Annotated in this window: 20 protein-coding genes; 8 read left to right on the top strand and 12 right to left on the bottom strand. The window is 64.7% G+C overall.

Annotation, left to right across the window (positions count from 1 at the left end; genetic code table 11):
- From QTH97_RS19570 to QTH97_RS19540, 7 genes are all read right to left on the bottom strand, one after another.
- On the bottom strand, window positions 1–989 hold a 989-nt coding region (locus tag QTH97_RS19570), incomplete at its 3' end, for an enoyl-CoA hydratase-related protein (protein ID WP_286570111.1).
- A gap of 189 nt (window positions 990–1178) precedes the next feature.
- A complete protein-coding gene (locus QTH97_RS19565; protein ID WP_286570110.1) occupies window positions 1179–1874 on the bottom strand; it encodes an ABC transporter ATP-binding protein in 696 nt (231 codons plus the stop codon).
- 1 nt (window position 1875) lies between these two features.
- Window positions 1876–2646, bottom strand: a complete 771-nt coding sequence (locus QTH97_RS19560; protein ID WP_286570109.1) for an ABC transporter ATP-binding protein — start codon at window positions 2644–2646, stop codon at window positions 1876–1878.
- On the bottom strand, window positions 2643–3938 hold the full coding sequence (locus QTH97_RS19555) for a branched-chain amino acid ABC transporter permease (RefSeq protein WP_286570107.1): 1296 nt from the start codon (window positions 3936–3938) through the stop codon (window positions 2643–2645). Before QTH97_RS19555 ends, QTH97_RS19560 begins: the two co-directional genes overlap by 4 nt.
- Before the next feature lie 3 nt (window positions 3939–3941).
- Entirely contained in the window at window positions 3942–4895 is a 954-nt protein-coding gene (locus QTH97_RS19550; RefSeq protein ID WP_286570106.1) for a branched-chain amino acid ABC transporter permease, read from the bottom strand.
- Between the two features lie 80 nt (window positions 4896–4975).
- Window positions 4976–6214 carry a branched-chain amino acid ABC transporter substrate-binding protein gene (locus tag QTH97_RS19545; RefSeq protein ID WP_286570104.1) on the bottom strand — a complete coding sequence of 413 codons (1239 nt, stop codon included), beginning with the start codon at window positions 6212–6214 and terminating at the stop codon, window positions 4976–4978.
- Between the two features lie 181 nt (window positions 6215–6395).
- Window positions 6396–8039: a 3-(methylthio)propionyl-CoA ligase gene (locus tag QTH97_RS19540; protein WP_286570102.1), complete on the bottom strand. Its 1644-nt coding sequence runs from the start codon at window positions 8037–8039 to the stop codon at window positions 6396–6398.
- A gap of 195 nt (window positions 8040–8234) precedes the next feature.
- Here QTH97_RS19540 and QTH97_RS19535 point away from each other — a divergent pair, with 195 nt between their 5' ends.
- The 5 genes from QTH97_RS19535 (at window position 8235) to QTH97_RS19515 (ending at window position 11816) form a co-directional block, all read left to right on the top strand.
- A complete protein-coding gene (locus QTH97_RS19535) occupies window positions 8235–9716 on the top strand; it encodes a protein adenylyltransferase SelO (protein WP_286570101.1) in 1482 nt (493 codons plus the stop codon).
- Window positions 9713–10123, top strand: a complete 411-nt coding sequence (gene msrB, locus QTH97_RS19530; protein ID WP_286570100.1) for a peptide-methionine (R)-S-oxide reductase MsrB — start codon at window positions 9713–9715, stop codon at window positions 10121–10123. The genes QTH97_RS19535 and msrB overlap by 4 nt, the downstream gene beginning before the upstream one ends.
- The gene (locus tag QTH97_RS19525) at window positions 10120–10659 is read left to right on the top strand and encodes a septation protein A (protein WP_286570099.1); all 540 of its coding nucleotides are present in this window, start codon (window positions 10120–10122) and stop codon (window positions 10657–10659) included. Before msrB ends, QTH97_RS19525 begins: the two co-directional genes overlap by 4 nt.
- Window positions 10656–10919 carry a BolA family protein gene (locus QTH97_RS19520; protein WP_286570098.1) on the top strand — a complete coding sequence of 88 codons (264 nt, stop codon included), beginning with the start codon at window positions 10656–10658 and terminating at the stop codon, window positions 10917–10919. The genes QTH97_RS19525 and QTH97_RS19520 overlap by 4 nt, the downstream gene beginning before the upstream one ends.
- A 111-nt stretch (window positions 10920–11030) precedes the next feature.
- Entirely contained in the window at window positions 11031–11816 is a 786-nt protein-coding gene (locus QTH97_RS19515) for a foldase protein PrsA (RefSeq protein ID WP_286570096.1), read from the top strand.
- Between the two features lie 77 nt (window positions 11817–11893).
- On the opposite strand, the gene ygiD is transcribed toward QTH97_RS19515, so the two are convergent.
- Window positions 11894–12748: a 4,5-DOPA-extradiol-dioxygenase gene (ygiD, locus tag QTH97_RS19510; RefSeq protein WP_286570119.1), complete on the bottom strand. Its 855-nt coding sequence runs from the start codon at window positions 12746–12748 to the stop codon at window positions 11894–11896.
- Between the two features lie 68 nt (window positions 12749–12816).
- Complete coding sequence (gene purL / locus QTH97_RS19505; protein WP_286570095.1) at window positions 12817–16845, bottom strand: phosphoribosylformylglycinamidine synthase; 4029 nt, start codon at window positions 16843–16845, stop codon at window positions 12817–12819.
- A 126-nt stretch (window positions 16846–16971) separates the two neighbouring features.
- Between purL and map the strand changes: the two genes are divergently transcribed.
- From map to QTH97_RS19490, 3 genes are read left to right on the top strand one after another with little or no spacing between them, the layout of a single operon-like run.
- Entirely contained in the window at window positions 16972–17796 is an 825-nt protein-coding gene (gene map, locus QTH97_RS19500; protein ID WP_286570094.1) for a type I methionyl aminopeptidase, read from the top strand.
- A 26-nt stretch (window positions 17797–17822) separates the two neighbouring features.
- Window positions 17823–20411: a [protein-PII] uridylyltransferase gene (locus QTH97_RS19495; RefSeq protein WP_286570092.1), complete on the top strand. Its 2589-nt coding sequence runs from the start codon at window positions 17823–17825 to the stop codon at window positions 20409–20411.
- A gap of 10 nt (window positions 20412–20421) precedes the next feature.
- A complete protein-coding gene (locus QTH97_RS19490) occupies window positions 20422–20826 on the top strand; it encodes a PPC domain-containing DNA-binding protein (RefSeq protein ID WP_286570091.1) in 405 nt (134 codons plus the stop codon).
- Here the strand turns inward: QTH97_RS19490 and QTH97_RS19485 are convergent.
- Genes QTH97_RS19485 through QTH97_RS19475 form a run of 3 tightly spaced genes read right to left on the bottom strand, consistent with a single transcriptional unit; the run spans window position 20823 to window position 23907 of the window.
- Window positions 20823–21854, bottom strand: a complete 1032-nt coding sequence (locus QTH97_RS19485; protein WP_286570090.1) for an amino acid ABC transporter permease — start codon at window positions 21852–21854, stop codon at window positions 20823–20825. The genes QTH97_RS19490 and QTH97_RS19485 overlap by 4 nt on opposite strands.
- A gap of 23 nt (window positions 21855–21877) precedes the next feature.
- Entirely contained in the window at window positions 21878–22879 is a 1002-nt protein-coding gene (locus QTH97_RS19480) for an amino acid ABC transporter permease (protein ID WP_286570089.1), read from the bottom strand.
- Complete coding sequence (locus tag QTH97_RS19475) at window positions 22876–23907, bottom strand: amino acid ABC transporter substrate-binding protein (protein WP_286570088.1); 1032 nt, start codon at window positions 23905–23907, stop codon at window positions 22876–22878. Before QTH97_RS19475 ends, QTH97_RS19480 begins: the two co-directional genes overlap by 4 nt.
- Window positions 23908–24011 lie beyond the last annotated feature (104 nt).

Genomic DNA, 24011 nt, shown 5'->3' with positions numbered 1-24011 from the left:
ATCTCGAGGATCTTCACGGGGATGCCCGCGTTCAGGAAGTTCATCGAGATCCCGCCGCCCATGGTGCCGGCACCGATCACGCCCACGGACTTGATGGCGCGCTGGGGCGTGTCGTCCGCAACGTCGGGAATCCGCGAAGCCGCACGTTCCGCCATGAACAGGTGGCGCAGCGCCATCGATTCGGGCGTGAACATCAGCGCGGTGAAGAGACGGCGCTCTTCGGCCATGCCGTCGTCGAACTTCATCTTGGTCGCGGCCTGCACAGCGTCGACGCATTTGAGCGGCGCCGGGTAATTCTTCGACATGCCGCCCACCATGTTCTTGGCAAACTGGAAGTAGGCGTCGCCCTGCGGATGCTTGCACGGCAGGCTGCGCACCAGCGGCAACTCGGCGCCCGTCTTGCCGGCAACCGACTTCGCCAATTTGACGGCCTCGTCGAACACGGACTCGGGCGATGCAGCCAGCTTGTCGAACAGCTTCTGACCGGGCAGCGAAGCGAGCATCTCGCTCTTGACGGCTTCACCACTCACGATCATGTTGAGAGCGGTCTCGACGCCCAGCACGCGCGGCAGGCGCTGAGTGCCGCCTGCACCGGGCAGCAGGCCCAGCTTGACTTCGGGGAGCGCGACGCTGGTTCCGGGTGCGGCCACGCGGTAGTGGCAACCCAGGGCCAATTCAAGGCCGCCGCCCATGCAGACGGAGTGGATCGCGGCGACGATGGGCTTGGGCGATGCCTCGAGCGCCAGGATCACGCTCAGCAGATTGGGCTCCTGCAGCGCCTTGGGCGTGCCGAATTCCTTGATGTCGGCGCCGCCGGAGAAGGCCTTGCCGGCGCCGGTGATGACGATCGATTTGACGGCCGGGTCATCGATGGCCTTCGAGAGACCGTCGGTGATGCCGATGCGTGTCGAGAAACCGAGGCCATTGACCGGGGGGTTGGTCATCGTGATCACGGCGACATCGCCGAGCACTTTGTATTCAGCCGTCATGCTGCGTTCCTTTGGGATGGGAGAGGATCGAAAAAGGGTTCGAGAGCGTGGCGCACCCACTCGGCGCCGACGCCCTCGCACTTAAAAAGCACGAGTGTTCTTTTTTTGTGAAATTCTAGGCGTTTCCTGGGGCCAGGCAACGGCCCCAAGTCGCTGTCGAGACAAACTCAGGAAGCAGTCGGAGCGTGTTCAGACCTCCAGCCACTCCTTGCGGGTAGAGGCATCGGCCCGGAGGCTGTCCGGTGTGCCGTCGAACACGATGCTGCCGTGGCCCATGACCAATGCTCGATCGGAGATCTGCATGGCGATGGTCAGCTTCTGTTCGATCAACAGCACCGAGATGCCCTTGTCCTTGAGCGTGCGGAGATATTGCCCCACCAGCTCCACGATCTTGGGCGCAAGGCCCTCGGTCGGCTCGTCGATGATGATCAGGTCGGGATCGCCCATCAGCGTACGGCACAGGGTCAGCATCTGCTGCTCGCCGCCCGAGAGCACGCCAGCTTCCGTGTGCTGGCGCTCCTTCAGGCGCGGGAACATGCCGTACATGTCGTCGAAGGACCAGCGGCTGCCCTTGCCGTTGCCCTTCTGGCCCAGCAGGAGGTTCTGGTGCACCGTGAGCTTGGGGAAGATGTCCCGGTTCTCGGGCACATAGCCGATGCCGAGGTGCGCGATCTCGTAGGCCTTCCGGCGCAGGATGTCGTGCTCCTTCCAGCGCAGCGTGCCCTCCGCATGCACAAGGCCCATGATGGCCTTGGCCGTCGTCGAACGGCCCGAGCCGTTTCGACCCAGCAAGGCGACGATTTCGCCGGGGCCGACGTCAAACGAAACACCATGCAACACATGGCTCTTGCCGTAATAGGCGTGGATGTCGTGGAGCTTCAGCATGTCAGTGTCCAGCGCCCTGTGCGTCGGCAACGGCCGAGCCGAGATAGGCTTCCTGCACGCGCGAGTTGGCGCGCACGGCGGCAGGGGTGTCGAAGGCGATGACCTCGCCGTAGACCACCACCGCGATCTTGTCGGCGAGGCCGAACACCACACCCATGTCGTGTTCCACCGTCAGCAGGGTCTTGCCGACGGTGACCTGCTTGATGAGCGCGATGAAGTGCGCCGTCTCGGTCTTGCTCATGCCGGCCGTCGGCTCGTCCAGCAGGATCACGTTGGCGCCGCCTGCAATGGTCACCCCGATTTCCAGCGCGCGCTGTTCGGCATAGGTGAGATTCACCGCATGGACATCGCGCTTCTTGTCGAGGCCGACCTGATGGATCAGTTCTTCGGTGCGCTCATTGGCATCGTCGAGGTTCGACAGAAAGCGCAGGAAGGTGTAGCGATAACCCAGGCTCCACAGCACGCCGCAGCGCAGGTTCTCGAAGACGCTGAGCTTGGGAAAGATGTTCGTGATCTGGAAGCTGCGCGACAGGCCCATCCGGTTGATCTCGAAGGGCTTCTTGCCGTCGATGCGATGCCCGTTGAGCAGGACCTCGCCGCTGGTGGGCGCGAGCCGCCCGCTGATCAGGTTGAACAAGGTCGACTTGCCCGCCCCATTGGGCCCGATGATGCCGATGCGCTCGCCCGCCTCGACCGCCAGGTCGACCCCACGGATGATTTCGGTCTTGCCGAAATTCTTGCGAAGTCCCTTGAGTTCGAGTGCGTGCGTCATGCCAGTTCCCTCCGCTTGATCTCGGCTTCGATCTCTTCCTGCGCTTGCCCCCAGACCCGCACGAAGCGCCGCCGCACGACCTCCAGCACGACAAGTCCCATTGCCAGGACGATGACCGCTCCAGCCCAGCTTGCGAAGCCGGACGTGTCGAGCGGCACGCCGAAGAACCTGAGTTCCGGGCCCAGGGCCGAATTGAGCTGGATGTGATAGATCATCTCGATGAGGGCGGCGGCACCGACCACCACCGGAATAGCCGCAAGCAGCAAGCCGATATAGAGTTTCCAGAGCCGGTTGAACTTGCCGAACTTCGCCACGCGCAGGTTCATCATGATCAGGCTCGCGATGCCGCCCGGGGCAAACATCACCATGAACACGAACACCAGCCCGAAGTAGAGCTGCCAGGCCTTCGAGAGCTCAGACAGCAGGACCGACGCGAACACCAGCAGCACCGCGCCGATGATCGGACCGAAGAAGAATACCGCGCCCCCCAGGAAGGTGAAGAGCAGATAACCGCCCGAGCGGATCGCGTTGAGGCTGTCGGCGGCGTTGACGATCTCGAAATTGATCGCCGCCAGTCCGCCGCCCACGCCGGCGAAGAAGCCGGCAATGATGAAGGCGAAGTAGCGCACGCGCTGCGTGTTGTAGCCGATGAACTCCACCCGCTCCGGGTTGTCGCGCACTGCGTTCAGGATGCGGCCGAGCGGTGTGCCGGTAAAGGCATACATCAAGGCGGTGCACACGAAGCAGTACACGGCGATCAGGTAGTAGACCTGGATCTGCGGCCCGAAGGTGATGCCGAAGAACGGACGGCCGTAGACGCGGTCGGTGGTCACGCCACCCTCCCCGCCGAAGAAGCCGGGGAACATCAGTGCCATGGAGGCCACGAGTTCGCCGATGCCCAGCGTGATCATGGCGAAGGTGGTGCCCGACTTCTTCGTCGTGACGAAGCCAAAGAGGATGGCGAAGAACATGCCCGCCAGGCCGCCGACCACCGGGATCAACACCAGCGGAATCGGCAAGCCGCCCTTGCTCGCGAGGTTCATCGCATGGATGGCGATGAACGACCCGAGCCCGGTATAGACCGCATGCCCGAAGCTCAGCATGCCGCCCTGACCGAGCAGGATGTTGTAGCTCAGGCAGATGATGATGAGGTAACCCATCTGCGAGAGCATCGTCAGCGCCAGGCTTGTCTTGAAGACCATCGGGGCGACGATCAGCGCGATCGCGAACAGCGACCAGATGAAGTAGCGCCCGATGTTCCAGGGCTTGAAGCGGTAGTACTGCGTGGTCATGTGTCAGTCTTCCCGCGTGCCGAGCAAGCCCTTCGGCCTGAAGATCAGGATGAGAACAAGGAACAGGTAGGGAAGGATCGGCGCCACTTGCGAGATCGTGAGATTGAGCAAGGGATAGCCGAAGGTGCTTTCGTTCACGGCCATGCCGATGGCTCGCAGCCCGGTCGCCATGGATTGGTCCATCGCCACGGCGAAGGTCTGGATGATCCCGATCAGCAGCGACGCCAGGAAGGCGCCCGCGAGCGAGCCCATGCCGCCCACGACAACGACCACGAAGATGATCGAACCCACGGAAGCGGCCATGGCCGGCTCCGTGACGTAGGTATTGCCGCCGACCACACCCGCGAGGCCCGCCAGCGCAGCGCCGCCGCCGAACACCAGCATGAAGACGCGCGGCACGTTGTGGCCCAGCGCCTCGACCATCTCGGGATGCTTCAGCGCCGCCTGGATTACGAGGCCGATGCGCGTGCGCGTGAGCAGCAGCCAGACGGACAGCAGCATCAGCAGCGCGACCAGCATGATGAACGAGCGCGACTTGGGAAACTGTGTGCCGTACAGCGTGAACAGCGGCCCCTGCAGTTGGCTCGGCAAACCGTAGGGCACCGTCGAACGGCCCCAGACCAGTTGCACCACTTCGAGGATCAGGTAGGAAAGACCGAAGGTCACCAGCAGTTCAGGCACATGCCCGAACTTGTGCACGCGCCGCAGGCTGTAGCGTTCGAAGGCCGCGCCCAGCGCGCCCACCAGCAACGGCGCGATGAAGAGCGCCGGCCAGAAGCCGATGATGCCGGAGAGCGTGTAGGCCACGTAGGCCCCGAGCATGTAGAAGCTGGTGTGCGCGAAGTTGAGCACACCCATCATGCTGAAGATCAGCGTCAGGCCAGAGCTCAGCATGAACAACAGCAAGCCGTAGCTGACGCCGTTGAGCAGCGAGATGACGAAGAATTCGACGTTCATCGGTCCTTGGGATCACGTAAGAAAAGAAAAAGGCCCGAGTGTTGAAGTCGGGCCTCGACCGGTCAACCCCTGCGGGGAAATCAGGGGCTCGGCCGCTTCATTTCGCACGTCGTGGGCGTGCTGGCCACGTAGGGCTCGTAGTATTTCACCGGCACGAAGGTGTAGCCCGTGCCTTCCGAGTCGATCGGGTACTTGCCGCCCGCCTTGTCCCACTTGGTGATGTAGAGGCCCTGCTGAAGCTGGTGGTCAGCCTTGCGCACCTCGACGTCCCCGTTGAAGCTCTTGAACCTCATACCTTCCAACGCCGCGGCCACCTTGACCGGGTCCGTCGACTTGGCCTTGACGAAGCCGTCGGTGAGCATCTGTAGCGTCGTGAAGGCCGCCGACGTATACAGGTCTTCCTTGAACTTCTTGTTGAAGGCCACGGTCAGGCGCTCGAAATCGCCGCCCATGTTGTAGTGGCCGTAACCGACCTGATACACCTTGCCGGCCGATGCCGCGCCCATGGCCGTCGGCGTGCCGCTCACGGTGCCGTAATAGGTGTAGAACTTGACGTTGTTCAAGCCGGCGTCGTTGGCGGCCTTGATCAGCAGCGCCAGATCGGAACCCCAGTTGCCTGTGATCACGGTGTCAGCACCCGATGCCTTGATCTTGGCGACGTACGGCGCGAAGTCGCGCACTTGCGCCAGCGGGTGCAGGTCCTCGCCGACGATCTGCACGTCAGGCCGCTTGCGTGCCAGGTTCTCCTTGGCGAACTTCACGACCTGCACGCCGTGCGCATAGTTCTGGTTGATCAGGTAGACCTTCTTGACGTCGGGCTGGTCCTTCATGAAGGTCGTCAGCGCTTCCATCTTCATGGAGGTGTCGGCGTCCATGCGGAAGTGCCAGTAGCTGCACTTGCTGTTGGTCAGGTCGGGATCGACTGCAGCGTAGTTGACGTACAGCATTTCCTTGCCCGGATTGCGTGCGTTGTTCTTTTCGAGCGCGTCGATGATCGCCAGTGCGGCGCCCGAGCCGTTGCCCTGCACGACGTAGCGCGCACCCTGGTCCTGTGCCGAGCGCAGCGCGCTCGTGGTTTCCTGTGGGCTGAGCTTGTTGTCGATGCCGATGATCTCGAACTTGACGCCGGCGGCGTTCTTCTTGTTGAACTCCTCGGCCAGGAACTGGAAGGTCTTGAGCTGGTTGGTTCCGACCGCGGCCATCAGGCCCGACAGCGGGTCAAGCCAGGCGATCTTCACGGTTTCACCCTTTTGAGCCAGAGCGCCGGTGGCGGTGGCTGCGAGGACGGCGGCAGTTGCGATTTTCAGAGCGAATTTCATTCCGTATCTCCTGGTCATGCTGTCAGTGCGAGGCGAGGTTACAAGCCTTTGGAACCTCGCCCGTCAGGGAATGCCCGTAAGAAGTCGGCCGCGAGGGCCGTTTCTATCACCCATGCGACAGAGCGCGTCCGGATGGTGCTACCCGCCGGTAGGATGCGCCTCGAAATCAAGTCCCCGCCGCTCAGACGCCGGGCAGCTTGTAGTCGCGCAGCAGTTCGCGCAGCCGGGTCTTCAGGATCTTGCCGGTGGCGCCAATCGGGATCGCCTCGACGAACACCACGTCATCGGGAATCTGCCACTTGGCTGTCTTGCCCTGATAGAAGGCGAGCAACTCATCGCGCGAAACCTCGGCGCCCGGCTTTTTCACGATCGCCACGATCGGCCGCTCGTCCCATTTGGGATGCGCAACGCCAATGCAGGCGGCCATCGCGACGCCCGGGTGCGCCACCGCGATGTTCTCGATGTCGATCGAGCTGATCCATTCACCGCCGGACTTGATCACGTCCTTGCTGCGATCGGTGATCTGCAGGAAGCCGTCGGCATCGATGGTGGCGACGTCGCCGGTGGGGAACCAGCCGCGCCCCTGCTCGTCCGGAATCAACGGGTCGCCGCCCTCCCCCTTGAAATATTCCTTGACCACCCAGGGGCCCTTGACCAGCAGGTCGCCATAGGCCTTGCCGTCCCAGGGCAGATCCTTGCCGTCGCCGTCGACGATCTTCATGTCCACGCCGAAGATCGCGCGCCCCTGCTTCATGCGGATGGCGGTCTGCTGCTCCGGCGACATCTCGAGGTGCTTGTTCTTCAGGGTGCAGAGCGTGCCGAGCGGGGACATCTCGGTCATGCCCCAGGCATGGAGCACCTCCACGCCGTACTGCTGCTGGAAAGCGTTGATCATGGCCGGCGGGCAGGCGGAACCGCCGATCACCGTGCGCTTGAGCGTCGAGAACTTGAGGCCGTTGGCCTGCAGGTGGCCCAGCAGCATCTGCCAGACGGTCGGCACGCCGGCGGCGAAAGTCACCTTCTCGGATTCGAGCAGGTCATACACCGACTTGCCGTCGAGCGCTGGACCGGGAAATACCAGCTTGGCGCCGACCAGCGCGGCCGAGTAAGGAATGCCCCACGCATTGACGTGGAACATCGGCACCACCGGCAGCACCGAATCGCGGGCCGACAGCGTCATCACGTCCGGCAGCGCGGCAGCGTAGGCGTGCAGCAGCGTCGAGCGATGGCTGTAGAGCGCCGCCTTGGGATTGCCTGTGGTGCCGCTCGTGTAGCACATGCTCGAAGCAGAGTTCTCGTCGAAGCTCGGCCAGGGGTACTCGCTGGAGCGCCGGCCCATCCAGGCTTCGTAGCTGACCAGGTTGGGCACGCCGCTGTCGGCCGGCAGTTTCTCGGCATCGCACAGGGCGATCCATTTCTTGACCGTGGGGCACCTGGCGTGCACGGCTTGCACGAGCGGGAGGAAGGTCAGGTCGAAGCACAGGATCTGGTCTTCAGCATGGTTCGCGATCCAGGCGATCTGGTCGGGATGCAGCCGCGGGTTGATGGTGTGCAGGACACGGCCCGACCCGCTCACGCCGTAATAGAGCTCGAGATGGCGATAACCGTTCCAGGCCAGGGTGGCGATGCGGTCGCTGAACAGAAGTTGCTCGTCGTCGAGCGCATTGGCGACCTGGCGCGATCGCGCGGCGATTTGCCGCCACGTCGTGCGGTGCATGTCTCCCTCGACCCGCCGCGACACGATCTCGGCGTCGCCGTGGTGACATTCGGCGAACTCGATCAAGGACGAGATCAGCAACGGTTGGTCCTGCATCAAACCCAGCATCTATTGACTCCTGTGGAAATGGGCTTCAAGTATTGAAGGGCAATGCAATGTAACCATCGGTTGCCCTGTAGCGACCGTGAGGTTCGCTCAATTTCGGTTCGTCACACAATGTCAGAAACCCGCAGTGCACCGTCGGGTATCCACGGTTGGCCTGCGCGGGACGGGGTTGGCGCCCGTGCGGGACAATCCATCCCCATGAGCATGCTTGCAGACGAAGCGGATGTCGTTGACCTGGGCCTGCGCTGGGCCCCGGGGTTTTCAGCGCTCGGTCCCAAATTCTTCACCGAACTCAACCCCAGCCCGCTGCCCGAACCCTACTGGGTCGGCCGCAGCTCGGCAGTCGCGCGCGAACTCGGCCTGGACGAGTCCTGGCTCCATTCCGCCGAGGGGCTGGCGGCTTTCACGGGCAACGTGGCGATCGCGGGAACGCGGCCGCTGGCCAGCGTCTACAGCGGCCATCAGTTCGGCGTCTGGGCCGGGCAACTGGGCGACGGCCGGGCCATCCTGCTGGGTGAAACGGCTGGGGGGCTGGAGATTCAACTCAAGGGCAGTGGCCTGACCCCCTATTCCCGCATGGGCGATGGGCGAGCCGTGCTGCGATCGAGCATTCGCGAGTTCCTGTGCAGCGAGGCGATTCATGCGCTGGGCATCCCGACCACCCGCGCGCTGTGCGTGACCGGCTCGGATGCCCGGGTGCGCCGCGAGGAACTCGAAACCGCCGCGGTCGTGACACGCGTTTCGCCGAGCTTCGTGCGCTTCGGCCATTTCGAACACTTCGCCGCCAACCAGCGCGACGACGAACTCCGCGCCTTGGCCGACTACGTCATCGACCGCTACTACCCCGGTTGCCGCACGACGGAACGCTTCAATGGCAACGTCTATGCCGCGCTGCTGGAAGCGGTGAGCGAGCGCACAGCGGCGCTGCTCGCCCAATGGCAATCGGTCGGCTTCTGCCATGGCGTGATGAATACCGACAACATGAGCATCCTGGGGCTCACCATCGACTATGGACCGTTCCAGTTCCTGGACGGCTTCGATCCGCGCCACATCTGCAACCACAGCGACACGGCAGGCCGCTATGCCTACAACCAGCAACCCAACGTCGCCTACTGGAATCTTTTCTGCCTCGCGCAGGCGCTGCTGCCGCTGATCGGCGACCAGGAAGTCGCGGTCGCGGCGCTGGAGTCGTACAAGACCGTCTTTCCCGCCGAATTCGAGGCGCGGATGCGCGCGAAGCTCGGCCTTGTCGATACGGCGGATACCGATCGTGCACTGATCGAGGGCGCTCTCAAGCTGCTGGCACAGGAAAAGGTCGACTACACGATCTTCTGGCGCCGCCTCTCCGGACACGTTGCAGGCGACAATCCGGGTTCGGTGCGCGATCTCTTCATCGATCGCTCTGCCCTCGATACCTGGCTGCAATCGTTTTCGGACCGTCGCGCGCAGACCCCGGCGGCGCAGTCGGCAGACCTGATGCTCAAGACCAATCCCAAGTTCGTGCTGCGGAACCACCTGGGCCAGCGGGCGATCGAAGCGGCGCAGCAAAAGGACTTTTCCGGCGTATCGACCTTGCTCGCGCTGCTCGAAACCCCATGTGAAGAGCACCCCGGCCACGACGACTTCGCCGGATTCCCGCCCGACTGGGCTTCCACCATCGAAATCAGTTGCTCATCATGACTTCACCCATCCAGAAGACCGACGCCGAATGGAAAGCCATCCTCGCTGAAAAAGGCGCCGAGCGCGGCGCCTTCGAAGTCACGCGCCATGCCGCCACCGAGCGCCCGTTCACCGGCAAGTACGAAGCCCATTGGGATGACGGCACCTATCACTGCATCTGCTGTGACGCCAAGCTGTTCGAGTCCGCCACCAAGTTCGACGCCGGCTGTGGATGGCCGAGCTTTTCGCAGGAAGCCGTGCCGGGCGCGATCCGCAACATCGTCGACCGCTCGCACGGCATGGTGCGCACCGAAAATGTGTGCGCCAATTGCGGCGCCCACCTCGGCCACGTGTTTCCCGATGGCCCGACCGAAACCGGCCTGCGGTACTGCATGAACTCGGCTTCGCTGGATTTCCAGAAAAAATGAAACTGATCCTCGACTTCTTTCCGATCCTCCTGTTCTTCGGCGCGTTCAAGCTCTATGACATCTACACCGCCACCGGTGTGCTGATGGCGGGCACGGTCATCCAGATGTCCATCATCTGGTTCACCGAGCGCAAGTTGCTGCCGATGCAGAAGGCCACGCTGGTGCTGATCCTGCTTTTCGGAACGCTCACATTGGCGCTACACGACGATCGCTTCATCAAGTGGAAGCCGACGGTGCTCTACGGCGCAATGGCGCTGGCGCTGGCCGTGGCGCTGTGGGGGTTCAAGAAGAACTTCCTCAAGATGCTGCTGGGCGCGCAATTGGAACTGCCGGTAAACATCTGGGGCCGACTGAACGTGGCGTGGATCGCGTATTGCCTTTTCATGGCCGTGATCAACGGCTACGTGGCGGCATACTTCAGCACCGAGGCCTGGGTCAACTTCAAGCTGTGGGGCTATGTGTTCCCGATCGTCTTCCTGGTCGCGCAGGGCCTCTACATCTCTCCGTACCTCAAGTCGGACAAGCCAGCGGCATGAGCCTTCCGACCTCCAAGGATCTCGAAGCGTGCCTGCGCGAAGCGCTTCAACCCACCGTGCTCGAAGTGATCGATGAGAGCGCCTCGCATGCCGGTCACGCCGGTGCGGGTCCCGAGGGCTACGGCACGCATTTCAGGGTGCGCATCGCTTCCCCGCTGTTCGCCGGCAAGCCCCGCGTGGCGCGCCATCGGCTTGTGTATGATGCGCTGCAACTTTTCATCGCACAGGGCCTTCACGCGATTGCCATCGAGACGCTTTGAAGCGCTTTGATTACTTCCCGCCTCCTCTGTGCGGCGAAAAACCCCCTCTTTTCCATAAAGCGCTTTTCTAAATCACTGCGCGTTTTCTCCTCCAGGACCGAGGCTCCCTCTATGAAGAAATACATCTTGCAGGCCTTCACGGCCGCCGTACTCGTTGGCGCGTTGCCCGTTGCTGCCTTTGCGCAGAACGCGGCCATCGTCAACGGCAAGCCGGTGCCGAAGGCACGCATGGAAGTGCTGGCTCAACAACTTGCTGCAGCGGGTCGCCCGGTCACGCCGGAAATGCAGGATCAGTTGCGCGAGGAAGTGATCGCGCGCGAAGTGTTCATGCAAGCCGCCCAGAAGCAGGGCCTGGACGCCACCGACGACTACAAGAACCAGCTCGAACTCGCCCGCCAGGCCATCCTGATCCGCCAGTTGTTCGAGAACTTCCGCAAGACCAATGCCGTCTCCGATGCCGACGTGCAGGCCGAGTACGACAAGTTCGTCGCGGCCAACAGCGGCAAGGAGTTCAAGGCTCGCCACATCCTGGTCGCCACGGAAGACGAAGCCAAGAAAATCCTCGCCGACCTCAAGAAGGGCGCCAAGTTCGAAGATATCGCCAAGAAGCAGAGCAAGGACCCGGGATCGGGTGCGAACGGCGGCGACCTGGATTGGGCTGCCCCCGCGAGCTTCGTGCCCGAGTTCTCGGAGGCGATGATCAAGCTCAAGAAGGGCGAGACGACGGCCGCGCCGGTCAAGTCTCAGTTCGGCTATCACATCATCCGCGTGGACGATATTCGCCAGGCGCAGCTGCCGAAGCTTGAAGAGGTCAAGCCGCAAATCACGCAACAACTTCAGCAACAGCGCCTGCAGAAGTACCAGGAAGACCTGCGCGCGAAGGCAAAAATCGAATAACCCTCGGGCTCGCCCACTTCGTGTGGTCACCCAGTACAAAAAAAGCGGCCCCTGGCCGCTTTTTTTTGTTGCAACGCTCAACCCCAGACGACGGAACGCATCGAGATCGAAGCCGACTGGAAGTCGGCGTTGAAAAAGCGGGGGACTTCGTTCTCATCGACGGCGCCAGCGACGTAGAGCAGCGGCAGATAGTGGTCGTGCGTCGGATGCGCCTGGGTGGCGACAGCGCCCAGGCCTTTGAAGTTCGGCAATGCCGACAACTGACCATTCGTCAGTTGCTCGCCGACGATGCGGTCGAACTCGATCGCCCAGTCGTATGCCTGGTTCGGCGCCGAGCCACGCCGCGTGGCCCGGAGGTTGTGGACGATGTTGCCGCTTCCGACGATCAGCACGCCGCGCTCTCGCAGCGCCTTGAGTTGCTGCCCGATCCTGTAGTGCTCGACCGGCGCGCGGCTGTAGTCCATGCTCAGCTGCACGACCGGAATGCCGGCCTTGGGAAACATCGGCTTCAGCACTGACCATGTGCCGTGGTCGAAACCCCATTCCGATGTGTCGAGGCGAAGCGCCAAACCACTCACCGGCTGGCGAACGGCCTGCGCGATTTCAGCGGCCGCAGCCGGTGCGCCCGGCGCCGGGTATTGCTGGTCGAACAGCTCCTGTGGAAAGCCGCCGAAGTCATGGATGGTCTTGGGCTGTGCCATTCCCGTGAGATACCACCCATCTCGCGTCAGCCAGTGAGCGGAGACGCAGAGAACGAGTTGCGGCGCGGGATACCGCTTGCCGAAGTCGGCGCCCAGCGCCTGCCAGCTGCGCCGGTAGGCGTTGTCGCCGATGGCATTCATCGGGCTGCCGTGGCCGACGAACATGACCGGCATGCGCGGCGATTTCTTCAGCGATCTGAATGCTTCGGCGGCATGGGACAGCGACGTCATGCCGGCCAGTGCGCCTCCCGCGAGGGCGCCCGCGTGGAGCACGTCGCGCCGGCGCATCCCTGCTCCGCTCACGCGACCCACTTGCGCGCGTTGCGCCAGATCCGCATCCACGGGCTGAACTCGCTCTGGGCTCCCGAGGTCCAGCTCATCTGGATGTTGCGGAACACGCGCTCGGGGTGCGGCATCAGCGCAGTGAAACGGCCGTCGGCGGTGGTCACGGAGGTGAGCCCGCCCGTACTGCCATTGGGGTTGAACGGATAGCGTTCGGTCGCTTGGCCATGGTTGTCGACGAATCGCATCGCGGCGATCGCCTTCGCCGGGTCGCCACGGTGCTTGAAGTTCGCATAGCCCTCGCCATGCGCCACCGCGATCGGCAGGCGGCTGCCTGCCATTCCGGCGAAGAAGAGGCTGGGAGATTCGAGCACCTCGACCATCGACAGCCGGGCCTCGAAGCGCTCGCTCTGGTTGGTCGTGAAACGCGGCCAGGCCTCGGCGCCGGGAATGATGTCGGCCAGTTCGGCAAACATCTGGCAGCCATTGCAGACGCCGAGGCCGAAGGTGTCGGGCCGTCCGAAGAAGCCCTTGAATTGTTCCGCCAGCTTCGGGTTGAAGGTAATGCTGCGCGCCCAGCCGATACCGGCGCCCAGGGTGTCGCCGTAGCTGAAGCCGCCGCAGGCGACCACGCCCTTGAAATCGGCCAGGTCCGCCCTGCCCGTCTGCAGGTCGGTCATGTGAACGTCGAAAGCGTCGAAGCCTGCTTCGGTGAACGCGTAGGCCATCTCGACGTGTGAATTGACGCCCTGCTCTCGCAGGATCGCGACCTTGGGCCTGGCGAGATTCAGGAAAGGCGCCGCCACGTTCTCGGCCACGCCGTCCGCCAGCAGCACGTGCGCGCCCGGATCTTGCGGATCTCCGGCAGCGGCGTGTTCAGCATCGGCGCATTCGGGATTGTCCCGGTCGCGGCAGATCTTCCAGCTGACCGAATCCCAGACCTGGTGGAGGTCGCTCAGGTTGGCACTGAAGACGGATTTGGCATCGCGCCACACTTCGACCTTCCCTTTGCCCGCGTCCATGGTCGAGTTAACGGGACGGGTCTTGCCGACGAAGTGGCTGTGCGTGCTCAGGCCGTGGGCGCGCAGGACCTGCATCACCTCGTTGCGTTCGGCGGTCCGCACCTGGAGCAGCATGCCGAGCTCTTCATTGAAGAGCGCCTTGAGCGTGAGTTCCTCGCGGCGCGCGCTGACCTGGCCGGCCCAGTTCTTCGCATCGCCGTACTCGGCACGGCTGTCGCTGATGCCGTCGCCCTCGGTGACGAGCAGGTCGACATTGAGCGCAACGCCGACATGCCCGGCGAAGGCCATCTCGCAAGCGGCGGCGAACAGGCCGCCGTCGCTTCGGTCGTGCATCGCGAGGATCTTGCCTTCGGCGCGAAGCGCGTTGACTGCAGCGACCAGCTTGACGAGCTCTTGCGGATCGTCCAGATCAGGCACCGTATCGCCGCTCTGCGACAGCGTCTGCGCCAGGATGCTGCCGGCCATGCGATGCTGGCCGCGGCCAAGGTCGACGAGCACCAGCGTGGTGTCAGGCTCGTTGGCGTCGAGTTGCGGCGTGAGCGTGCCGCGCACGTCCACCAGCGTGGCGAAGGCACTCACGATCAGGCTGACGGGCGACGTGACCTTCTTCTGCTCGCCGCCGTCCTGCCATTGCGTGCGCATCGACAGCGAATCCTTGCCGACCGGGATCGAGATGCCGAGCGCCGGGCAGAGTTCCAGGCCGACCGCCTTGACGGTCTCGTAGAGAGCGGCGTCCTCGCCCGGCTCGCCGCAGGCGGCCATCCAGTTGGCCGACAGCTTGACCCTCGACAGCTCGATGGGTGCCGCGAGCAGATTGGTGATGGCCTCGCCTACCGCCATCCGGCCGGAGGCCGGCGCGTCGATGGCCGCAAGCGGCGTGCGCTCGCCCATGCTCATCGCCTCGCCGGCAAACCCCTTGTAGTCGGCCAGCGTCACGGCGCAATCGGCAACGGGCACCTGCCAGGGGCCGACCATCTGGTCGCGATGGCTGAGGCCACCCACCGTTCGGTCGCCGATGGTGATGAGAAAGCGCTTGGAGGCGACGGTGGGATGAGACAGCACGTCGATCGCCGCCTTCTGCAAGTCCACGCCGGTGAGGTCCAGCGGCTTGAAGCGGCGATCGACCGTCTTCACGTCGCGAAGCATCTTGGGCGGCTTGCCGAGCAGCACGTCCATCGGCATGTCGACCGGCTGCGCCTCGGCGCCTTCGTCCGCCACGAGCAACTGCCGTGCCTCGGTCGCGACGCCCACGACGGAGAACGGGCAGCGCTCGCGCTCGCAGAAGGCGCGGAATTGCGCGAGCGATTCCGGCGCGATCGCCAGCACGTAGCGCTCCTGGCTTTCGTTGCACCAGATCTCCTTCGGCGCCATGCCCGATTCTTCGAGCGGCACCGCGCGCAGGTCGAAGCGCGCACCGCGGCCGGCGTCGTTGGTAAGTTCAGGGAAGGCATTGCTCAAGCCGCCGGCGCCCACGTCGTGGATGGCGAGGATGGGGTTGGCGTCGCCCTGCTGCCAGCAATGGTTGATGACTTCCTGCGCTCGGCGTTCGATTTCGGGGTTGCCGCGTTGTACGGAGTCGAAATCCAGCTCGGCCGCATTGGCGCCCGTGGCCATCGAGCTGGCGGCGCTGCCGCCCATGCCGATGCGCATGCCGGGCCCGCCGAGCTGGATCAGCAAGGCGCCAGCCGGAAACTGGATCTTCCTGGTCTGCTCGGCGTCGATACTGCCGAGTCCGCCCGCGATCATGATGGGCTTGTGATAGCCGCGCTGCACGGTCTCGCCGTCGCTGTGGATGGCCTGTTCGTATTCGCGGAAGTATCCGAGCAGATTGGGTCGGCCGAATTCGTTGTTGAAGGCCGCGCCGCCGAGCGGCCCCTCGGTCATGATCTGCAGCGGACTCGCGATGTGGCCCGGCTTGCCGTAGCTGCCCTCTTCCGGCCAGAGCCTGGAGACCGTGAAGCCGGTCAGGCCCGCCTTGGGCTTCGAGCCGCGCCCGGTGGCTCCTTCATCGCGAATTTCACCGCCCGCGCCTGTCGATGCCCCCGGAAAGGGCGAGATCGCGGTCGGATGGTTGTGCGTCTCGACCTTCATGAGCACGTGGCTCAGGGCATCCCGCTTTTCGTAGCTGCCCGAGTCCGACGCGGCGACGAAGCGCTCGACGCGTGTGCCTTCCATTACCGAGGCGTTGTCGGCATAGGCGATGACCGTGTGCTGCGGGTTCTGGCGCTCGGTGTGCCGGATCATCGAAAACAGGCTCTGCGGCTGCGCCTGGCCGTCGATGATGAAATCGGCATTGAAGATCTTGTGGCGGCAGTGCTCGCTGTTGGCCTGCGCGAACATCATGAGTTCGACGTCGCTCGGATTGCGGCCAAGGCGGGTGAAGGCATCGACCAGGTAGTCGATCTCGTCCTCCGCCAGCGCGAGCCCGAAGCTCTTGTTGGCCTCGACCAGCGCCGCGCGCCCGCCGCCCTGGACGTCGACCTGCGCCATCGGCTGGGCCGGCAGCTCGGCGAAGAGGCCCGCCGCCTGATCGAGTCGAGCCAGGACCGATTCGGTCATGCGGTCGTGCAACAGATCGCCGACGAGGGCGAGCTTCTCGCCTTCCAGCGTGGCGGGCTTGCCCAGGGCCTTGTCGAGCAGCGGGGCCTTCAGCACGAGGTGGTACTCGGTCACCCGCTCGACGCGGCGCAGCGCGAGACCGCAGTTGTGGGCGATGTCGGTCGCCTTGGACGCCCAGGGCGACACCGTGCCCAGCCGTGGCGTGACGACGATGGTCGGGCCCGGCCTGGCCGGCGCCACGAAGGGTTCGCCGTAGCCCAGAAGGGCGGCGAAGCGCTCGCGCCCGGCCGCATCCAATGCCGTCTCCGTGACGACCAGGTGCACGAATCGGGCGCTCAGGCCCTCGATGCGCGGGTCGACGGCTTGCAGCCGGGGCAGGATCTGGCGGGCCCGGAACTCGCTGAGCGCACTGCCGCCCTCGAAGAAAGTCACCACAGGGGTCGCGGAATGGGAGAGCGGATTCACGGGCAACGTCACAGTCGGATCGGCCGGGGGCCGCGTTGAGAATGAAGAGATCGAGGCGGCGGCCGCTGACTGGGGCCATCCGCGCTAACCCTGAATTTTAGCGGCCCCGATGGGATAATTCCCGGCATGAGCATTACCTACAAAGACGCCGAAGGCGTGGCCGGCATGCGCGTGGCCTGCCGCCTCGCCTCCGAAGTGCTGGACTACATCACCCCGCACATCAAGCCCGGCGTGACCACGAACGAAATCGACAAGCTCGCCCACGACTACATCACGCAGGTCCAGGGCGCGATCCCGGCCCCGCTGAACTACATGGGCGCCAGCACCGTGCCCTACCCGAAGTCGATCTGCACCTCGGTCAACCACGTGGTGTGCCACGGCATCCCGAACGACAAGCCGCTCAAGAAGGGCGACATCGTCAATTGCGACATCACCGTCATCAAGGACGGCTGGCACGGCGACACCAGCCGCATGTTCGTCGTCGGCGATGCCTCCATCGCGGCCAAGCGCCTGTGCGCCTTCACCTACGAGGCGATGTGGCACGGAATCGTCAAGGTCAAGCCGGGCGCCCGCCTGGGGGACATCGGTTTCGCGATCCAGCGCTTTGCCGAGAGCAACGGTTTCTCCGTGGTACGCGAGTTCTGCGGCCACGGCATCGGCCGGGGCTTCCATGAAGAGCCTCAGGTGCTCCACTACGGCAAACCCGGCACACTCGAGGAACTCAAGCCGGGCATGACCTTCACCATCGAGCCGATGATCAACGCCGGCAAACGCGACATCAAGGAAGACGCCAAGGGCGGGCAATACGACGGCTGGACCATCGTCACGCGCGACCATTCGCTGTCCGCACAGTGGGAGCACACGGTGCTGGTCACCGAGACCGGTTACGAAGTGCTCACCCTGTCGACGGGCAGCCCGCCGCCCCCCGCGTTCGTCAGTGCCGCGGCTTGACGCGGCGCCGGCCTTTCAGGGCGCTCATGGTGGACATCCCATCGTTGCGTGACGCCTACCGGACGCACAAACTGGCTCTGTTCGACCAGTTGCGCAGCGCCCGCGCGCCGACGCGCAGCGTCCATACGGTGCTGCGCCAGCTGGCCGCCCTGGCCGACGAAACGCTGAACGCGCTCTGGTCGGACGCCGGATTCGGCAACCAGCTCGCGCTCGTCGCGGTCGGAGGCTTCGGGCGAGGCGAACTCTTCCCTTATTCGGACGTCGACGTGCTGCTCCTGTTGCCCGAGGGGCACGGGGCCGACATCGACCCCACCCGGCTGGAAGCCTTCATCGGCCACTGCTGGGATGCCGGCCTCGAGATCGGTTCCAGCGTCCGAACGGTCACCGAATGCCTGGCCGAAGCCGCCAAGGACGTGACGGTCCAGACCTCTCTGCTCGAATCGCGCCTGGTCGTCGGCGACAAGAAGCTCTATGCCGGCTTCCGCAAGAGCTTCCTGGCAGCCATCGACCCGCAAGCCTTCTTCACCGCCAAGTCGCAGGAAATGCGGCACCGGCACCAGAAGTTCGAGAACACGCCCTATGCGCTCGAACCCAATTGCAAGGAATCGCCCGGCGGCCTCCGCGACCTGCAGACCATCCTGTGGATGACCAAGGCCGCCGGATTCGGGAACCGATGGGACGACCTCGCGAAGAACGGCCTTGCCACCGTCTTCGAGATCCAGCAGATCAAGCGCAACGAGGCGCTGCTGAGCCTGATCCGCGCGCGCCTGCACGTCACGGCCAATCGGCGCGAAGACCGGCTGGTATTCGACCTGCAGACCGCCGTGGCCGCCACCTTCGGCTATGTCGGCGAATCGCAGCGCAAGGCCAGCGAGGCGCTGATGCGCCGCTACTACTGGGCGGCGAAGGCCGTCACGCAGCTCAACCAGATCCTGCTGCTCAACATCGCCGACCGCCTGCAGCCGCAGGCCGAGGAGCCGACGCCGATCAACGAGCGCTTCTTCGAAAAGGCCGGGCTGATCGAGGTGGCGAGCGACGACCTCTACGTGAAGGATCCGCACGCGATCCTCGAGACCTTCCTGCTTTACCAGAAGACCATCGGCGTCAACGGCCTGTCGGCCCGGACGCTGCGCGCGCTCTACAACGCGCGCCACGTGATGGACAGCAAGTTCCGCAACGACCCCGCGAACCACGTGACATTCATGCGCATGCTGCTGCAACCGCGCGGCATCACGCATGCGCTCCGGCTCATGAACCAGACCTCGGTGCTGGGGCGCTACCTCCGCGTGTTCCGCAGCATCGTGGGGCAGATGCAGCATGACCTGTTCCACGTCTACACGGTCGACCAGCACATCCTGATGGTCGTGCGCAACGTGCGCCGCTTCTTCATCGCCGAGCATGCGCACGAGTACCCGTTCTGCTCGCAGCTCGCGGCGGGCTGGGACAAGCCGTGGATCCTGTATATCGCGGCGCTCTTCCACGACATCGCCAAGGGCCGCGGCGGCGACCATTCGACGCTGGGCGCACGCGACGTCCGGCGCTTCTGCCGGCAGCACGAGATTCCGCGCGAGGACGCCAAGCTCATCGAGTTCCTGGTCTCGGAACACCTGGTGATGAGCCAGGTCGCGCAGAAGCAGGACCTGGGCGACCCGGAAGTGATCAGCGCCTTCGCCAAGCGGGTCGGCAACGAGCGCTACCTGACGGCGCTCTACCTGCTCACCATTGCCGACATCCGGGGCACCTCGCCGCGCGTATGGAATGCGTGGAAGGGCAAGCTCCTCGAGGACCTCTACCGCTATACCTTGCGCGCCTTCGGTGGCCGCATGCCCGACCCCGGCGCCGAAATCGAGTCGCGCAAGCGCGAGGCGCTGGTGCAACTCGCGCTGCACGCCGAGCCATTGGACGCACACAAGGCGCTGTGGGAGACGCTTGACGTCGGCTATTTCATGCGCCACGACGCGTCGGAGATCGCCTGGCACGCCAAGCAGCTGTCGCGCCACGTGCCGCACCCGGGCGTGCCGATCGACCCGCACACGCCGCCCATCGTGCGCGCCCGGCTGTCGCCGGTCGGCGAAGGCTTGCAGGTCGTGGTCTACACACCCGACCAGCCTGACCTGTTCGTGCGCATCTGCGGCTACTTCGACCAGTCCTCGTTCAGCATCCTGGATGCCAAGGTGCACACCGCGAGCAACGGCTTCGCGCTGGACACCTTCCAGGTGGTCACCACCTTCATCCCCGAGCACTACCGCGACCTGATCAACATGGTCGAGGCCGGGCTGACCAAGACGCTGACCGAAGCGGGCCCCCTGCCCGCACCGAGCAAGGGCCGCGTGTCCCGGCGGGTCCGCAGCTTTCCGATCAAGCCACGCATCAGCCTGCTGCCCGACGAGAAGGCGCAGCGCTGGCTGCTCAGCATCTCGGCGAGCGACCGGGCGGGCCTGCTGTATTCGGTGGCGCGCGTTCTGGCAAGGCACCACCTGAACCTGCAGCTCGCCAAGATCACGACGCTCGGGGAGCGCGTCGAAGACACCTTCCTGATCAGCGGGCCGGAGTTGCAGGGGCAGCGGGCCCAGCTGGCGATCGAGACGGAACTGCTCGACGCGCTGGCCGCCTGAGGAGCACGCCTTGGATGCGACGCCGCTGCGATTGATTCCCGGCGACGACCTGCGCGGCGCGCTGGATGCCGCGCTGGCCTCGAAGGGCTGTGCAGCCGCATTCGTCGTTGCGGGCATCGGCAGTCTGAGCGCCGCACGCCTGCGCCTTGCCGGCGCCGAGAGGCCGGAAACGCTGACGGGTGACCTGGAAATCCTCACACTGTCCGGCACCCTGACTCCCGACGGTTCGCACCTGCACATGAGCGTGGCCGACGCGCAGGGTCGCGTGTTCGGTGGCCACGCCGCGCCCGGCTGCGTGGTTCGGACGACCGCCGAAGTTCTGGTGGCATGGCTGCCGGAATGGCGGCTGGCTCGGGCGTTCGACCCCGCCACCGGCTACGCTGAACTGGCGATCCGCAAAGTCGAGGGCCGCTAGTCGCGCCCTGCCGCCAACCGTCGCTCCAGCCAGACGCTGTAGCGCGAGAGGCCGAAGCACAGCACCCAGTAGACCAGCGCGATGAACAGGTAGCCCTCGAGGTAGAAGGGCCGCCAGGTCGGATCGCCGCCGAGCGCGAGGCCCAGCGCGCCGGTCAGCTCGAACAGGCCCACCACGGTGACGAGGGAGGTGTCCTTCAGGGTGCCGACCACGTTGTTGGTCAGCGCCGGCACGACGAGGCGCAGCGCCTGCGGCAGCACGATGTCGCGCTGTACCGGCCAGCGGCCGAAGCCCAGCGCCATGGCGACCTCGGTCTGTCCGCGCGGCACCGCCTGCAAGCCACCGCGGATGATCTCGGCCAGGTAGGCCGCGACGAACAGCGACAGGCCGGCGAGAACGCGCAACAACACGTCGGGCTGCCATCCGGCAGGCCAGAGCAACGGCAGGAGGAACGAGGCCATGAAGAGCACCGAGATCAGCGGCACGCCGCGCACCAGCTCGATGTAGGTCGCGCAAAGCGTGCGCACCACCGGCCATTGCGAACGCCGGCCCAGCGCGAGCAGCAGCGCCAGCGGAAAGGCCAGGGCCAGCCCGACCACCGCCAGTCCGATGGTCAGCGGCAATCCGCCCCAGCGATTGGTCGGCACAAGTTCCAGCCCAAGGACGCCGCCGCGCATCATCACCACGAAGAACGCGAGCACCACGACCCACAACGGCAGCAGCCACCAGCGCCATGTACGCGGCCAGGCGCTGAGCATGGTGGTCAGCGACAGCCCAGTGACAGCGATGGCCGGCCGCCACTGGTCCTCGTACGGATAGCGGCCGAACAGGATCGGGCGCCACTTCTCGGCGACCACGCCCCAGCAGGCGCCGCGCTGCACGGCGCGGCAGGCCTCCGCATCCGGACGGAACACCGCGTGCAGTACCGCCCAGTCCAGTGCGTGATAGCCTGCCCAGGCGAACAGGAGCATCAGCAGGACCGTCGATACCGCGCGAAGCGGCGAGCCCCACAGTTCCTTGCGCCACATGATGGCCGGTCGTGTCGCGCCGATCAACGCCAGCCCCTCAGCGCGACGCGCGCGTTGTAGCGATTCATGCCGCCCGAGATGACAAGCGAAAGCGCGAGGTACACCACCATGATCACGGCAATGCATTCAAAGGCGCGACCCGTCGAATTGAGCGAGGTATTGGCGATCGACACCAGTTCCGGATAGCCCACCGCCACGGCCAGCGACGAGTTCTTCGTCAGGCTCAGCAACTGGTTGGTCAGCGCCGGCACGATCACGCGCAAGGCCTGCGGCATCACCACCAGCCGCAGTTGCTGCCAGGGTGACAGGCCAAGCGCCTGGGCCGCGAGCTTCTGGCCCTGGGACACGGAGGTGATCCCGGCACGGACGATCTCGGCGACAAAGGCAGCGGTGTAGAGCGCCAGTGCGATCACGACCGCAAGGTATTCAGGGCTCAGTGCCGCGCCGCCGCTCACGTTGAAGCTCCCGCGCTCGGGCCATTCGAAGTGGCTTGGCCACAAGGCGCCCTCCGCTGCGACCGGCCACGGCATCGACAGCCCTCCCTTGCTCAGCCAGAAGCCCGGCAACAGTTCAAGCGGCTCGGTCGAATCAGGCAGCAACTGCGTCAGCGCAAAGTACAGCATCAGCAACTGCACCAGCAGCGGAACATTCCGCACCGTCTCGACGTAGGCACCGCACAGGCCCCGCACGAGCACATGCGGCGCGAGGCGGCCGATGCCGATCAGCGTCCCCAGCAGCACCGCCATCACCGCCGCCGGAACGGCTGCGCGAATCGTATTGATCAGTCCGGCAAGGAAGGCGCGCCAGAAAGGCTGGCCCGAGTGGAAGTCGAGCCAGCCCTCGGAGATCTCGAATCCCGCAGGCTGCAGGAGAAAGTCGAAACCGGAACGCACACCGCGCGCGCGCAACACTTCGAGCGCGTGGTGAACGAGCCAGAAAGCGCCGCCCGCCACCACCGCAATCAGCAACGCTTGTGCCGCCCAGGCCAGCCAGACGGCGCGGCGCCCGTCGGGCGCCGCGCTCATCGAACCGGCAATCCGTACATCAGGCCGCCCTTGTTCCACAGATTGTTCGTTCCGCGCGGCAGCTTGAGCACCGACTTCGGTCCGACGTTGCGTTCGAAGACCTCGCCGTAGTTGCCCACCGCCTTGATCGCACGATAGGACCAATCCTTGTCCAGGCCCAGCAGCTTGCCCAGGTCATCGCCCGTCCCGACCAGGCGTTGTTGGGCAGGGTCCTTGCTGCTGGCCTTGAGTTCGTCGATGTTGGCCTGCGTGACGCCGTACTCCTCGGCCTCGATCAGCGCATTGGGCACCCACTTGGCAATGGCGAACCACTCGTCGTCGCCGCGGCGCACCAGCGGCGCGAGGGGCTCCTTCGAGATCAGTTCGGGAAGGATGACGTAGTCGTCGGGGTTGGGCGCTTCCTTGTTGCGCAGACCCGCGAGTGCCGAAGTGTCGGTGGTAAAGGCCTGGCAACGGCCTGCGAAGAAGGCCTTGAACGAGGCTTCGAAGCTCTCGAACACGACCGTCTTGACCGGGATGTTCTGCGCCTTGAAGTAGTCGGCGACATTCTTCTCGTTGGTGGTGCCCGACTGCGTGCAGATGGTGGCGTTCTTGAGTTGCTTGGCGCTCGTCACCTTGATCTTCTTCGGCACCAGGAAGCCCTGGCCGTCGTAGTAGGTGATGGTCGTGAAGTGGAAGCCGAGCGATGCGTCGCGCGTCAGCGTCCAAGTGGTGTTGCGCGCCAGGATGTCGATCTCGCCCGCCTGCAACGCCGAGAAGCGTTGCTGCGAATTGAGCGGAACGAACTCCACCTTCTTGCCGTCGCCAAGCACTGCCGCTGCGATGGCGCGGCAGGTGTCGACATCCAGCCCCGACCAGTTGCCCTGGGTGTCGGGCGCCGAGAACCCGGCCACGCCGTTGGTCACGCCGCACTTGACGGTGCCGCGTTGCTTCACGGCGTCGAGCGTCTTGCCTGCAAAGGCCGGTGCGGCCCCCAAGGCCAAGGCGGCTGCGATGGCGGCAAGCGCCGGACGGATGCGTTGATTCATTCTGGAAACCTCTTCTCTCTCTTCGAAATGGAAGCAGCGGGCAGTTTACGGGCGGGTGCCGGAGTCTGCCAAAGAACCTCCTGTCGGAAGCAAATTCCGCGAAA

Source organism: Variovorax gracilis, assembly GCF_030317115.1.
GTDB classification, from domain to species: Bacteria; Pseudomonadota; Gammaproteobacteria; order Burkholderiales; family Burkholderiaceae_C; genus Variovorax; species Variovorax gracilis.
This window is presented reverse-complemented; position numbering and strand designations above follow the sequence as displayed.